This window comes from Empedobacter sp. 225-1 (genome assembly GCF_030328185.1).
GTDB lineage: Bacteria > Bacteroidota > Bacteroidia > Flavobacteriales > Weeksellaceae > Empedobacter > Empedobacter stercoris.
This window is the reverse complement of record NZ_JACALO010000004.1, coordinates 1-15,393: the sequence shown is the minus strand read 5'-3', so window position 1 is coordinate 15,393 and position 15,393 is coordinate 1. Positions and strand designations below refer to the sequence as shown.

Below are 15,393 nucleotides of genomic sequence, written 5' to 3'. Positions count from 1 at the left end.
AAAGCTTTTGTTAGGTAATTGTTATCAAATTATTGTAATTTTAAATGAATGTTAAGAAATATTTTTAAGTGATTTCTCCTAAAATTTAAGCTTAATTTTACATCGACTAATTTTATTTAGTTATTACAAACAATTATGAAGAACATTAAAATTTTATTAGTTGACGACGAACCAGATATCTTAGAATTTATTGGTTACAACTTAAAAAAAGAAGGATTTGAAGTAGAAACTGCTCAAAATGGAATTGAAGGCCTTAAACAAGCCAAAATTTTTCGTCCAGATTTAATTCTACTTGATGTCATGATGCCACAAATGGATGGAATGGAAATGTGTGCCGAATTAAGAAAACTTGACTCTTTTAAGGATACTTTAGTTGTATTTCTTTCTGCTCGCGCCGAAGATTTTTCTCAATTAGCAGGTTATGATGCTGGTGCAAATGACTACATTCTGAAACCAATCAAACCAAAAGTTTTAGTCAGTAAATTAAACGCTTTATTAAAGCTAAAACAACCTAATGAAGCCCCTAAAGATGAATACATCAAATTAAATAACTTCGAGATTAATCGCGAAACCTACAAAGTAAACTTTCAAGGAGTAGATTTTTTATTACCACGAAAAGAATTCGAATTGATTGCTTTATTAGCTTCAAACCCGGAACGTGTTTTTAAACGCGAAGAAATTTTAGAAAAAGTTTGGGGGAACGAAGTTGTGGTTGGTGGACGCACAATTGACGTGCATATGCGAAAATTACGCGAAAAATTTGGGAACGATCGCTTCTCTACAATCAAAGGAATTGGATACAAAATAAATGACTAAAAGCTCGTAATGGCTTCAACTTTCAAAGTTCAAAACATCTTTTTATATGCCTTTATCAGTACATTATTTTTGGCTTTAGGATTTGTTTTGTTCTCATTTTTATGGTTTGGAAATATTCAATTTATTCTCCAAGAAAAATTATTTTTCATCAGTTTGATGATGCTTTTGTTGATTGGATTATCAATATTTTATTGGTTTTCTTTAAAAAATCAACGCAAAAAAGATTTTACCGAAATCTCTAAAAACATTCCTCAATTTCAATCTAATCATGTTGATTTTGAAGAACTTTCTCAGAAAATTTCAACAATAACAGAAGATCAATCGAAAGAAATTGACGTGTTGAATGAGCGCGAAAATTACCGAAGAGATTTTCTTGGAAATATTTCGCATGAATTAAAAACGCCCCTTTTTTCAGTTCAGGGATATTTATTAACCTTGATTGAAGGTGGAGTTGAGGACGAATCGATTCGAGATAAATATTTAAACCGAATCAATAAATCAGTTGATCGATTAATTTATTTGGTCAAAGATTTAGATATGATTGCTGAATTGGAACGTGGACGAATCAACATCGAGTTTTCGGTGTTTAATTTGACTGCACTTGTACAAGATGTGATTGATTTATTAGAAATTAAAGCAGAAAAAAATAACATCAAAATTTCGCTTAATTACCCTATTCATCAGCCGATAAAAGTGGTAGGTGATATTCAGAAAATACAACAAGTGTTGATTAATTTGATTGTAAATGCCATTAATTATTCGAATCCAAATACAGAAGTTTCAATTGATTTTGAGGAATATGATGATAAAATTCAAATTTCAATAAAAGATCAAGGTGTTGGAATAAAGCAAGAAGACATTGATCGAATTTTTGAGCGTTTTTATCGTGTTGATAAATCTAGAAACCGTAATAATGGAGGATCTGGATTGGGGCTTGCTATTGTAAAACATATCTTAGAAGCCCATCATCAAAAAATTTATGTGACAAGTAAAACAGGAAAAGGATCTACATTTTCGTTCTATTTGCAAAAAGCTTAATACGTTTCTTTTTTCTTCGTAAATTTTAAAGTGACATTATTCTTAAAGACTTTCAGCGTATCATTTTTAGCTTCTTTCCATAAAAAATAAGGAGGATGAATATTCAACACATTTCCTTTTGTTGCCAACGAATCATCGAACATTTCGGCATATAAAATTGTATCTTTTGATAAGAACAATTTATCTTGATTTTTAACCAAATAATATTCGTTTCTCAAATACATAGGATCTTTTACACGCAAAGTAGAATCTCTTGGATCTAAGTTCCATTTAATATGAATTGGATTAAAACCATCTTCATAGCCCACAAAAACACGTGTCGTATTTACAATATGTCGAATAGAAAAAATTAGAATAGAAAAAAATACAAGTATACCGATATAGTAAAATATCAATTCTTTTTTCATTGGTTTGGTTTAGGTGTTGATTATTAAGTTACAAATATCGTCTTTCTATCTCAAAAGATACATAAAAAATGTAAATTTGCACTAATTTAATTTTAATATAACTTCCAATAATGCAATATAATCCGAATGAAATCGAACCAAAATGGCAAAAGTTTTGGATTGAAGACAAGACGTTCAAATCTGATAATCAATCAGAAAAACCTAAATTTTATGTATTAGACATGTTTCCTTATCCGTCTGGTGCTGGCTTACACGTTGGTCATCCACTTGGATACATTGCATCTGATATTTATTCCCGATACAAAAAATTAAAAGGATTCAACGTTTTACACCCTATGGGTTACGATTCTTTCGGTTTGCCTGCAGAACAATATGCGATACAAACAGGTCAACATCCAGCTGTTACAACAAAAATGAATATCGAAGGTGGTGTTGATAAACAAGGAAATGTAATTGCAGGATACGAAAACCAAATGAAAAAAATTGGTTTAGGATACGATTGGGATCGTGAAATTAGAACTTCAGAACCTGAATATTATAAATGGACGCAATGGATTTTCAATCAATTATTTGATTCATATTATGATCTTTCAACAAATAAAGCAGAACCCATTTCATCGTTAATTAAAACATTCAAAACTAAAGGAAACACAACGGTGAATGCTGTAAGTGATGAAGATACAGAACGCTTTACAGCAGAACAATGGAATGCATTTTCTGAAAAAGAACAACAAGCTATTTTATTAAAATATCGTTTAACATTCTTAGCAGAAGCCGAGGTAAACTGGTGTCCAGATTTAGGAACTGTTTTAGCGAACGATGAAGTAATAAATGGTTTATCAGAACGTGGTGGATTTCCTGTTGTGCGTAAAAAAATGACACAATGGATGATGCGTATCACGGCTTACGCAGATCGTTTATTAACGGATTTAGATAAAATTGATTGGCCAGAACCAATCAAAGATTCTCAACGCAATTGGATTGGTAAATCTAAAGGAGCGTCGATTTTCTTCGGAATTGAAGGTCATGATGATAAAATTGAAGTTTTCACAACTCGTCCTGATACTGTTTTTGGGGTTTCTTATCTTACATTAGCACCAGAACATCCTTTGGTTTCACAAATTACAACTGCTGAATTCAAAGCAAAAGTTGATGCCTATGTAGATTATACGTCTAAACGTTCGGAACGTGATCGTTTAGCTGATGCTAAACATATTACTGGTGAATTTACGGGAGCTTTTGCTATACATCCATTTACAGGAAAACAAGTTCCTATATGGATTGGTGATTATGTATTAGCATCGTATGGAACAGGTGCTGTAATGGCAGTTCCTTCTGGTGACGAACGAGATTTTTCTTTTGCAAATCATTTCAATTTACCTATTATTAATATTTTCAAAGGACAAGATATTTCTGAAGCTGCTTTTACAGAAAAAGGTGGATTCGAATTACAAGATTCTGATTTCTTAAATGGATTAGGTTATCAACAAGCTGTTGAAAAAGCAATTGAAGCCTTAGAAAAAAAAGGATTTGGAAAAGGAAAAACAAACTTCCGTTTACGTGAAGCTGTTTTCTCTCGCCAACGCTATTGGGGAGAACCAGTTCCTGTTTATTTCAAAGACGGAATGCCTTACACGATTCCTACAGAAGCCTTACCAATAATTTTACCAGAAGTGGACGAATATTTGCCAACTGCAGAAGGTGAACCACCATTAGGACGTGCAACAAAATGGGCATTTAACACAACTACAAACGAAGTAGTGGACAATAGTTTAATCAACAACGAAACTATTTTCCCTATCGAATTGAATACAATGCCTGGTTGGGCAGGTTCTTCTTGGTATTGGTTACGTTACATGGATGCTAAGAATGATAACGAATTTGTATCAAAACAAGCCGTTGATTATTGGCAAAATGTAGATCTGTACATGGGAGGTTCTGAACACGCAACTGGACACTTATTGTATTCTCGTTTTTGGCAAAAATTCTTATTTGACAAAGGTTTTGCTCCAACGGAAGAATATGCAGCGAAATTAATCAACCAAGGAATGATTTTGGGGATGAGTGCTTTTGCTTACCGTATCAATGGAACAAATACATTTGTTTCGAAAGGTTTAAAAGATCAACACGAAACCACTCCAATCCATGTTGACGTAAATATGTTGAAAGATGGAGGGGATGAATTAGATACAGAAAAATTCAAAGCGTGGCGAGAAGATTTTGCAAACGCTGAATTTATTTTAGAAGACGAAAAATACATCACAGGTCGTGAAGTTGAAAAAATGTCAAAATCTAAGTTTAATGTAATTTCTCCAGATACTATTTGTGACGAATATGGTGCTGATGCGCTACGTTTGTATGAAATGTTTTTAGGTCCGTTAGAACAAACTAAACCATGGAATACACAAGGTATCTCTGGTGTTTCTTCATTCCTTAAAAAATTATGGAAATTGTACCATAATGGCGAAAACGAGAGTTTCTTCGTTTCTGATGACGAACCAACAAAAGAAGAAATGAAAGTTCTTCATCAATCAATCAAAAAAGTAGACGAAGATGTGAATAATTTCTCGTTCAATACATCGGTTTCTACCTTTATGATTGCAGTGAACGAATTAGGAAAAATAAAATCAAATAAACGCGCAATTTTAGAGCCTTTAGCAATTATTATTTCGCCTTATGCACCACATATTGCAGAAGAATTATGGTCTAAATTAGGTCACGAAACTTCTGTCGCAAAAGCTGACTTCCCTATTTTTGAAGAAAAATGGTTGGTTGCAGATGCAAAAGAATATCCAGTTTCATTTAATGGTAAAATGAAATTCTTGTTAGAATTGCCTTTAACCTTATCAAAAGATGAAATTCAGGAAATTGTCATGAAAGACGAACGTACCATCAAACAATTGGGAGATCGCACTCCAAAGAACATTATTATTGTTCCTGGAAAAATTATCAACATCGTTGGATAAAAAAAATTTTAGATACTAGATTTTAGTATTGAGAATATAGATAAAAGCCTCGCAAATGCGAGGCTTTTATATTGGAAAGATTTTTCGACAAACTCAGAAAGACAAGACTTAGAATAAAATTAAAAACCGCGTTAGGGATTGCAGTGGAAATCCTTTGCTGAATAGCAAAGATTGGAACGAAAAGCCCGCCCGAAGGGAACGCCCAAAAAAAATTAATATCTTAGTCCAAATAAATACGCAACATGAAATATTTACCAACGTTAGAGACGGAGCGATTGATTATACGCCCAATTACGATGGATGATTTGCACGATTTTTATGAAATGGATTCTCAACCCGAAGTGCACGTTTACCTAAAGGCTGAACCTGTAAAGACTATTGAGCAAACTCGCCAAATTATTGAAGATTTACAGCGTCAATACGATGAGTTGGGACATGGACGATTGGCAGTTGTGGTGAAAGAAACTGGTAAAATGATTGGTTGGACTGGTTTTAAATATATTATTGAAGAAGAGGCTATGAACAATCGCTTTGACTTTATTGATATCGGATATCGTTACCGAAAAGAAGCATGGGGAAAAGGTTATGCAACCGAAGCTGCGGAGGCTTGTATGGATTATTACAAAAAAAATATGTCGCATATTCAACTAAACGCGATAACACATGTTGACAACGAAGGTTCACGAAAGGTATTAGAAAAAATTGGTTTTGAAGTAACCGAAACTTTTCATTTTGATATTTGGGAGTTGGATTGATACTGGTATGAGTTGAAACAAGGAGAGTAAAAATTCCATCTTAATTTTTATTTAACAAAAAAATAACAATTAAGATGGAGAATAAATTTTAGCGCAAAGAATTAATACCTCGTTTTCAAAACAATATTACCTAGTTCTTTTATTTCCTCTTGGCTAGTAAAAATTGTATTCCCTTTTTTTGCAATCACTTCCCATGCAATAGTACTTACGACATCGTCCAAAACACCTGGTTCTGTAGCGTCGGAAACAATTTCAAATGTACGATCGTCCTTCATACGAACTGGCTGTTGGTAATCTTGGTGCACAATTAACAAATCTCCTCGACCATCAATAGCAGCTTGATAAATTTCTTGTAAATCTGTTAAGACTTGCCCTTTACTTACGGCTTCACTCATTTCTTCGATCGATTTTTTTCGATTTTGGTGTTGATAATTTTTAATAAATTCACCTGCAATTTCCATGTAGTCGTTTTGTTGCGTTGGTGAATTAAAATCGGTAGAAATATTTCCTAAGTATATACTAGGCGTATCTGCTTCGGCAATAAATTCACCATAATTATCATCCGTAGAAATGACCAAGCAACGTAAACTACCTTCCGGGTTTACACGCTGAACTGATTTATCTATCTGATTAAAGAAGTCTTTGATTTTGTTTTTCTGCTCGTCTGTTTTGCTAAATAAACTACTTAGGTTATAGTTATTTTCTGTAAATGGAAAATCATCATTTTCAATTTCTTGAACAATCGAATCATTGATGGCTTGATACAAGTGTACCCCTTTTTTTGTTAGGTACAGCACCAAATATTCAGTAACACGATTCATAACTTTAATAAGAGGTCTGATATGAAACGTTTCATCAATCCAAACACCTTCATGAGTTATTGGAATATCAGTACGTATAAATTCGAACGTGTCCTTTGAAATATAAATGTGTAAACTTTCTAAATTCTTATGTACTTCTAATTCTTCAGCTATATTTTCTAATTTTTCTAATATATCTGGAATTTCTCGTTTGGAGTGAATTTCCAATAATCTATCTTCCGCTTCTTTCGCTAAATTTTTTAGTTTGATTGCGTCTTGTTGGTTGTCTGGGCTCGTACGATGTGTATTGAATGCAATCGTAATACAAGGAGAGTTTTTTTCTGTTGCTAGCGTTAAAAGTTGTTCTTTAATACTCATAAATATTATTTTTATAAATGTTTATTATTCTATTAAGATATCTATAAATTTCTCAACAACAATTAATAACCAACACTTTAACAAAAAAAATAACATTTTCAAAAATATGTATCTTTATTAAAGATAAATGTTGGGTATTAACAAACTTCCTTGGCAAACCATTTTATATGAAAAAATTAATTTTAACAACTCTTTGTTTAGTTTTATCACAAGTCAATTTTGCTCAAAAAATTTCGACGAATGACTATGAAGTGAAAACGACTTTAGCTGATTTTAATCTAAAAGGAAAGGTTGAAAAAGTTGTTTCAACAGCTACAGATGCGAACGGAAATTCGACTACTTTACCATTTTTGGAAAATGAATTTTATAATCAGATTTCGTTAGAATTTAATTCGAAAGGTTTGTTAAAAAAACGGACCAATTATTTGGATTATCGAGGGAAATTAGCTGTTTATAACTATGTTAATAACGACTACAACAACTCGAATTTAATTGATAAACAAACGAATACAGTTATTAACAATAATGAAGATCCAAAACGAATTGCAGCAGACAAAACATTTGTTTATGACCATAAAAATCGCTTGATAAATTTGATTGAAAAAAATGAAGGAAAAACATCTAAATCGAGTTATGAAACAGTTTTTAATTATTCGAATAGGTTAGATAAAATCACAACAAAAGTAGAAGGTGCTACGATTTCTGAAAACAATTTGACTTATAATAAAAAAGGGCACTTGGTGTTGGATGAGATGACTTCTTTTGATGGAAAAAAAGGGCGAAAAATATACTATATCTACGACAAAGACACAGCTGTTTTTCAGGAAGAAGTTGCTGGAAACTCAAGCAAAATAATGTTTTTTGATCATGGAAATATTTCAAAACTACAATCATTTGATCACAATAAAATGTTGGTTTATCAGGCTGATTTTGATTCGAAAAATGAGATTGTCAACTTCAAGAAACAATCATTTCGAAATGGACAAAACTTCTTAACATCGTATCAAGTTTCGTATGAATATGATTCGAAAAATAATTGGATAAAAGCTTCTATTTCAACAGATGGTGAATTAAAATATAGTGTAAAACGCACAATTAATTATTATTAAACAAAAAAGGTTGAGCCTTGCTCAACCTTCTTTCCACAAATAAATAACACACTACTTTTTGATTACTTTGAAAGTAGAGTTGTTAACTTTTATGATATAAACACCTTTCAATAAAGAAGAAACATCCAATTGATTCTTCCCTTTTTGAAGTGTTTTCTCCGTAATTTTAGTTCCTGTAAGTGCAAAGATTTCTGCCTTAGATTCTTCTTTTGTTTCGATGAACAAGATATTATTCACAGGATTTGGGTAAACATTTATCAATGATTTCGTCAAATCATTTGTTCCTAAAACAGCTGTTGAAATTGAAATCGTTTGTGCGACTACTTTTCCATTCGAATTAAAAGAAAGGTTGATTTTAGCTGTTCCGTTTTTTAAAGGATTGATCACTAACTCATCTTTTTCATTGATAGAAATTTCCGCCACATTATCATTTTCGAGAATTTCTAAATCTTTAACAATTGCAATTGCCAAATTATCTTCATCGGAAACTTTATCCTTTAAGTCAATTACTGTTGGAGAATTGATGTGATATGTTGTTTCTAACTCATTTATCTTCGGTGCAGCGTTATCTGGAAAAACGGGCAATGATTGAAACCAATAATAATCTTCTAATTGAATTGTATTAGTTAAATTTCCTTTGTTGTCAAATTTGTGAATCCAGTTTTTTTGATAATGACTTCCAAAACCACTTTCTGTTGTTGTTACAATTAACTCATCTGTAACAGGATCAACACGTAAACCTGCTCCATAAATAGCTTGTTTATATTGTTCGTCTTGACCAGGAATCGTAACAAAATTTTCGTTAAACTCGTTTTTATCCACATCATATTTCACCATTGTTGGACTAATAGACCAACCAGCACCAGGGAAAAAGTAAATTGCATTCTCTTGGGATGAAGCACTAAAACTACCTGCGTTCCACGCTCCCCAAGTGTTTGGGATGGTTTTCGTAGGAATCGCAACTTCGGATGTTGCTAAACTAACAGGGTCTATTTTAACTAACTTATTCGCCAAAGCTCCCCAAACATTCCCATCTTTTGTTTGTACAACAGAAATAAAATTTCCTGTTATCGTTTGCTTTATTGTATGCGCTTTAGGATCGATAACTAAGATTCCACCTTTTTGAGTAACAGCAAAAACATAAGTCGATGTACGAATCATATTCGCCAACGAACCAACTTTATCAGTACCTTCGATTAATGCTCCTTGCACCATGTTTTCAATATCAAATAAATATAGTCCGCTCGTAGTTCCTATATATCCTGTTTTAGTATCTACACCCACAAAACTTCTTCCATCTCCACCAATGTTAGTAAAGCTCGCTTTTTGTTCTAAATTTTTAGCATCTGCGACAACCAAACGATTTCCTTGTTTTGAAACAATATAAAAATTGTCACCATAAATTGTTGCAAAAGGAGGCGTGACACCTAATTCTTCGTTTGGATTAGCCGTTTTGTAAATGTTATAATCAACTGTATGATCTTGATTCAAAAAATTGATTGTTCCATTTGAATGACCAAACCAATCTTCGTTCAAGATAAAAACACCGTTTGTGTATTCCTTTGTTTGTGCAAAGCTTGTTTGTATTGCTACAATCGAAATAATTGAAAGTAAAAGTTTTTTCATGTGTTGTTTTTAAGATATCCGAAACCATTATCAATTGATTCATGGCTTCGGATGAAAAATATTTAAAAATGTTATGTTATAAATGTAAATCGTAAGCTCCAGTTACTTCAGTCGAGATTTCGCCTAACCACCCCGCTTCCTGATTAGTTCCTGTGTAAATTTTGATAAAATCTATTCCCATTAATTTGACAGGGTTTCCATTTTTATCGACAGCCCAATCAATGTCAATATTAGAATCCTCCGAATCATTTTGAGCATTATCTGCATAACCATATGCATATTGTTTTCCTGTCCAAATTCCATTGTTTTCGGTATAATTATTAGGTAAAAGTGTTCCTGAAAATTTCAGTTCATTTTGCTTATACCATAATGGATAATACGATTGCTTATGGTAAATATTCTTGGTTTTAAACCCTGAATTCCCTTGATTATCGGTCCATTTTATATATTCAGGATTTGGAATTACATCTTCAACAGTTGGTTTTTGAAAAACAATCGAATAATTTTTGATTGTGTTTGGATTTTGATATTCGCTTCCTGCAATTTCGTACCATTCATCTTCGTCAGGTTTACCATTTTTATTTTTATCATAGGCAACCATGATAATTCCTGGCTCAGATGATCCAGCAAATCCATTTCCTAAAACTTTGAAATCGCGTTTATTCGCGTGATTCATAATTGTATGATCAAAACCAAAAACGACATAACCACCAAATCCACCTAATGTGATCATTCCGCCTTCTTTGCCAATTAACTCTTTTCCTGCTTTAGCCGTCATTTCAACTTGTGTATCCCCTTCTACATATGCTGGAAGTTTATTCACAAACTGTCCCACTGATGGCAAATAATCAAAAACTTGTGCGATGTATTTACTATAAATAGACGTTTCTTTGTTTACCTTAATTTTCGTAGAAACGTCTACATTATATTTTCCTTTTAATTCTAATGTTAAATTATATTCTCCTTCTATATCTGATATGTATTGTAAGTCTTTTAAACTTCCAATTACTTCTCCATTTTGTTTCCATGTATATGAGTTAAATGTTTCATCATCTAAATCTGGTTTAATATCATATAGCTTTAATCGATCAAAAGAGTATTTACTTTCTAAAACATCTTTAACTTTTAAATTTGAAACTGCTGAATCCTTTTTTAAATTATTCTTAACAATTAATTTTAATTTATAATCTCCAGATTTCAATGGAATAAAGTCCAATTTTTCTGTTGTAGAAATAATTGAATCTCCTATTTTCCAAGTATAAGTTGCGTTATCAAATCCTTGAGTATTCGCTTCTATATTTAGATTCTTAAATCGAGTAACTTCATACTCGCTTTTTAATGCAACATCATATAAAGAAGTATCAATTGATTCATCATCTGAACAACTGTAAATTCCAACTACTCCCAAAGAAATAATTGAATAAAGTAATATAGATTTATTTTTCATATGTAAATTTTATTTGTAAACAAAGGCAAAATGAGCTGGAATATTTCCTCCTGCAGTTTTCCATTTAAACACGCCATTTTTATCAAAACAATACACATAACCCATCGAAACATAGTTTCCAACATCGGTAATAAAAATGTCTTTTGTCTTTGGGTTTATGGCGATTCCATAAGGTGTTTCGATAGTATTAATCACAGGATCATTCACCAATGTTTTGTTGATAACTTGTTCTGTTTTGGTATCGATTACGCCATAAGATTTGGTGTATTCGAAAGTTGTATAGCTAAATTCATTCGAATAATAATACAGCTTGTCATCATCAATTGTAAAGTTAGAAACTGGAATATCAAATTTCTTTTTGATTTGATGTGTCTTACTATCAATTACAAAAAGATTAGATGAAATATCTTTATAATTACCACGAGAAGTGACATACAAATCGCCATCAGCATCTTTTTTGATACGATGAAGATTCACTTCAACATCTATTTTTTTCGTTTCTTTAAATGTTGACAAGTCAATAACCGAAATAGTTCTATCATAATCTGGAACTCTATACCCACCAGAATTTGCAACATATAAATTATTTCCAACCACTTCCAATTCATCTGGTTGATACCCAACAGTCACTTGACGCGTAACGGATAAATTAATCGTATCAATCTCTACTACTTTTCCTAAAGGCGCTTTCGGGTCAAGCGTGACTGGACCTGCATACGAAGTAGCATACGCCTTTCCATTTGCAAATGTGATGTATCGCCCATTCTCTAAAGGAATTGTTCCTAAATGCTTCGCAGTTTTAACATCCATTACTTCGATAAAATTGGACACATTGATTACCGCATATAGCTTGTTACCATAAATCTTAATATCATTTCCAACATCGCCCAATTCTTTTACTACTTCAGGGTTTGCTGAAGCATAAATGTTTCGATTATACACACCTGTTTTAAATTCCATATAATCTATTGTCGCCATATTGCTTCCCATCTTTCCTTCGTTCAGTAAATAAAATCCAGCCACATCTGTTTCTTCTGGAGTTGTTACACCATCTACTTCACTTTCGATTAAATACGTATCTTGCTGACATGCATAAAAAGTGGTTGCTGTTAATAAACAGACGAATAATTGTTTAAAATATCTCATAAATTTGCGCTTAATATAAATTTGAATTGCCTCCCTGGCATTGGATAATTGTAAATCACATCGTATTGTTGATTCAAGACATTGTTTAATTCAAAAGAAATTTTGAACGAATTTTGATTTAATTTAAATTCTTTATGCACGCCCAAATCATTTGTAAACCAAGGATTAAGTCGATTATATTTATTATTATCTTGATGCACATTGTATCGTTCGCCCACATAAATAAAACTGTAATTGAAATTCCACGTTTTGTATGAAGCGCCTAAAACAAAGGATCCGCTATGCTTGGCTGTATATGGAATTTGATTTTTGTAGTAACTTTTTGTAGGACTTGAATAATCTAACGCTTCTAAAAAACCATAGTTCAACATTGGCGAAAACTCTATCTCACCAAAACTAAATGTTGATCGCAGTTTAATATCCAATCCTTTCATCCTTGTTTGACCAAGATTCATCATTGTAAATCGAAACAAACTGCCCGAAGGAACAGCTACAATTTTATCGGTAACTTCGTTGTAGTAAGCATCAGCTTGAATAGAAATATTTTTGAAGAAACGATGAAATGATTTAGAATAGGTAAATCCCACATTATATTGTGTAGAAAATTCTGGTCGAAGATTAGCATAACCAATACTCGTGTAATATAAATCGTTGAACGTTGGCATTCTAAAAATTCGCTTATAAAATGCTCTAATGTTAAAATCGTGTGATTTGAATGGTTGGTAATTTGCAATAATCGTTGGTGTCCAAATAGTTTTATCTTGTGCGCTTGTATTTTTTTCGACCGATTCTTTCACAAAAGTTCCCAATAAACTTCCTTGTAAACTCAAACGATTCATACGATAAGTTGAAGCAAAAGCAATCAAATTTGTGTGACGAGTTGGATATGAAAATTCTTTTAAATCAGCATCTAAATTGTTAAACTGATAGTCAGTTGCAACGTTCACATCCCACTTATCGCTAATAGAATATAGATTTGCCCACGAAACATAAAACTCCCGTTGAATGTATTTATTTTCATTTTTTACGGTAGAAACGGTATCTGTAAAATGTGTAAAATCGTATGCAAACTTTGCATTAATCTTCGACTGAAAATTATTGAAACGTTTTTCGAATTTTCCCTGAACAAAATAATTTTTATCAACTAATGTTTGTCCGCGCCCATCAAATCGACCTCTTACAATTGCTGCTGGTATTCCCCGATCCGAATCAAACAAATAACCTTTTACATTCCAATTGCATTGATTTCCTTTTCCGAATAATCCCAATTCAACACGTTTCGCGTCAACTTGCCCATCTCGACGTCTCAAAACTGTATCATATGCTGTAGAACCGTCCATATTTTTTCGTTGATAACGAAATTTATACACTCCATTCGTTTTGATATATTCAGCGCTTAAAACTGCTGATAAACGATCAGAAATCTTTTGTTCAATTCGTGTTGAAGGGTTAATTAATTGAATAGAGCCTAATTTATATCGAAGTGTAATATTAGTACTTTTGTTATCTCTAAAAACAGGCTTCTTAGTTTCTAAATAAATTGCATTAGCTGACGCATAATCTTTTGCTGATTGAAAAATATTACTTTTTTGACCAATGTATAACGAAATAACTTCCATATCGTCCAACGAAAATTTTCCTAAATCTATAATTCCGTTCTGCGCATTTCCCAATTGAATACCATCATAAAACACTCCAACATGCTGAGAGCCCATTCCACGAACATCAATTGTTTTCAATCCACCTACCCCACCGTAATCTTTGATTTGTACACCAGAAAAGAAACGAACAGCGTCGGCAACAGAATGGCTATTCAAAGCCTGTAATTGCTCTCCCTTTAATTCTTGAACAGGAACTACAGTTTTAGTATTTGTCGTTGAAATATCAACCTGTTGAAGCTCTAAAATACTATCACGAAAAATTTGCGCATAGGCAATATTACATGAAAGTAAAATCAAGCTGCAACAATAAATTATAGTTTTTAGATTTCTCATTTAGCAATAATTAATTGTTGCTAACGAGAGTGTATGAAGTCAGTACATAGGCATTTACCTATCCCAAAATTGTTCTTCACGCTTCAGTCCCCGAAAGCATTAACATATCATTTTGGTAGGTCTTCTGACTTACTCCTTTTTTAGAAAATCCTTCCCATTCACAAAGAACAGTGGATAATTTATATTCTAAAAAATATGGAGCTTACAGCAGCGGGTCTGTTCAGGATTTTCACCTGATTCCCTGTTACCGAACTATTACGCTCGCACCAAATGTTAACCAAAAATAAAGTTATTATTTTGAATAAACAATTAAACTTTTATTCAAAATATAAATCAATTGCATATATTCTATAAAATTTCTTTCTGGGCGTTCCCTCGCCAACAAAATTATAATTAAATAGTAAAATTTCCTACGCTCGGTCGGGCTATCCGTTGCAATCTTTTGTTTGGAGTATCATAGGTACCTAAAAACAAAATCCTTCGTCAAACAAAAGGATTTCCACTACTATCCCTAACGCGAGTTTTAAGCGTAAACCGTAAGAGATAAGATTTAAGACTGACAATAAAAATCTAAACAAACTAGGAGTGTTATCGAGTTCTGAGTTGTAAGTTGTAAAGGAAGCTTCCTTTTTATCAAGAAGAAGCTTCTCGTTGACTAATTAGAAGCCTCTTGTTGGATGAAAGCAAGCTTCTTGTTTTATAAAACATAGTTTGGAGATGCGTAAAGCTTAAAACGTTCTGCCTAAAGCGCGACGTATAACCACAAAAAAAGCCTCAAGAAATAATCTTGAGGCTTTTGATAAAAACTGGCGACGACCTACTCTCCCGCAATAGCAGTACCATCGGCGCAGGCAGGCTTAACTTCTCTGTTCGGAATGGGAAGAGGTGAGCCCTGCAGCTATAGTCACCCT

11 protein-coding genes, 1 rRNA gene and 1 riboswitch are annotated in these 15,393 nt (G+C 32.6%); of the genes, 5 read left to right on the top strand and 7 right to left on the bottom strand.

The features are described 5' to 3' along the window. Positions 1-135 precede the first annotated feature (135 nt). Both HX088_RS01985 and HX088_RS01980 read left to right on the top strand, forming a co-directional pair. Complete coding sequence (locus HX088_RS01985; protein WP_171623557.1) at positions 136-816, top strand: response regulator transcription factor; 681 nt, start codon at positions 136-138, stop codon at positions 814-816. Positions 817-825: 9 nt separating this feature from the next. Further along, entirely contained in the window at positions 826-1,854 is a 1,029-nt protein-coding gene (locus HX088_RS01980) for a sensor histidine kinase (RefSeq protein WP_171623556.1), read from the top strand. Here HX088_RS01980 and HX088_RS01975 read toward each other — a convergent pair. Continuing rightward, a complete protein-coding gene (locus tag HX088_RS01975; RefSeq protein ID WP_225542461.1) occupies positions 1,851-2,261 on the bottom strand; it encodes a hypothetical protein in 411 nt (136 codons plus the stop codon). The two genes, HX088_RS01980 and HX088_RS01975, sit on opposite strands and share 4 nt — an antisense overlap. Positions 2,262-2,371: 110 nt before the next feature. Between HX088_RS01975 and leuS the strand changes: the two genes are divergently transcribed. Together leuS and HX088_RS01965 are read left to right on the top strand one after the other, a co-directional pair. After that, positions 2,372-5,227 carry a leucine--tRNA ligase gene (leuS, locus tag HX088_RS01970; protein WP_286483194.1) on the top strand — a complete coding sequence of 952 codons (2,856 nt, stop codon included), beginning with the start codon at positions 2,372-2,374 and terminating at the stop codon, positions 5,225-5,227. A gap of 242 nt (positions 5,228-5,469) precedes the next feature. Next, a complete protein-coding gene (locus tag HX088_RS01965) occupies positions 5,470-5,982 on the top strand; it encodes a GNAT family N-acetyltransferase (RefSeq protein ID WP_286483193.1) in 513 nt (170 codons plus the stop codon). A 101-nt stretch (positions 5,983-6,083) separates the two neighbouring features. Here the strand turns inward: HX088_RS01965 and HX088_RS01960 are convergent, their stop codons facing one another. Continuing rightward, on the bottom strand, positions 6,084-7,160 hold the full coding sequence (locus HX088_RS01960) for a baeRF3 domain-containing protein (RefSeq protein WP_286483191.1): 1,077 nt from the start codon (positions 7,158-7,160) through the stop codon (positions 6,084-6,086). Between the two features lie 167 nt (positions 7,161-7,327). Here HX088_RS01960 and HX088_RS01955 point away from each other — a divergent pair, with 167 nt between their 5' ends. Next, entirely contained in the window at positions 7,328-8,269 is a 942-nt protein-coding gene (locus HX088_RS01955; protein WP_286483189.1) for a hypothetical protein, read from the top strand. A gap of 51 nt (positions 8,270-8,320) precedes the next feature. Here the strand turns inward: HX088_RS01955 and HX088_RS01950 are convergent, their stop codons facing one another. The 5 genes from HX088_RS01950 to rrf form a co-directional block, all read right to left on the bottom strand. Continuing rightward, positions 8,321-9,895: a DUF5074 domain-containing protein gene (locus HX088_RS01950; RefSeq protein WP_286483187.1), complete on the bottom strand. Its 1,575-nt coding sequence runs from the start codon at positions 9,893-9,895 to the stop codon at positions 8,321-8,323. A 76-nt stretch (positions 9,896-9,971) separates the two neighbouring features. Further along, positions 9,972-11,342 (bottom strand): PKD-like domain-containing protein, encoded by a 1,371-nt coding sequence (locus tag HX088_RS01945; RefSeq protein WP_317619451.1) that lies wholly within the window; start codon positions 11,340-11,342, stop codon positions 9,972-9,974. 9 nt (positions 11,343-11,351) lie between these two features. Beyond that, entirely contained in the window at positions 11,352-12,488 is a 1,137-nt protein-coding gene (locus HX088_RS01935; protein WP_286483185.1) for a YncE family protein, read from the bottom strand. Further along, positions 12,485-14,482, bottom strand: a complete 1,998-nt coding sequence (locus tag HX088_RS01930) for a TonB-dependent receptor (protein ID WP_260541580.1) — start codon at positions 14,480-14,482, stop codon at positions 12,485-12,487. Before HX088_RS01930 ends, HX088_RS01935 begins: the two co-directional genes overlap by 4 nt. A 96-nt stretch (positions 14,483-14,578) precedes the next feature. Then, positions 14,579-14,768, bottom strand: a riboswitch (cobalamin riboswitch). 518 nt (positions 14,769-15,286) lie between these two features. Beyond that, positions 15,287-15,391 (bottom strand): 5S ribosomal RNA (rrf, locus tag HX088_RS01925). Positions 15,392-15,393: the final 2 nt, after the last annotated feature.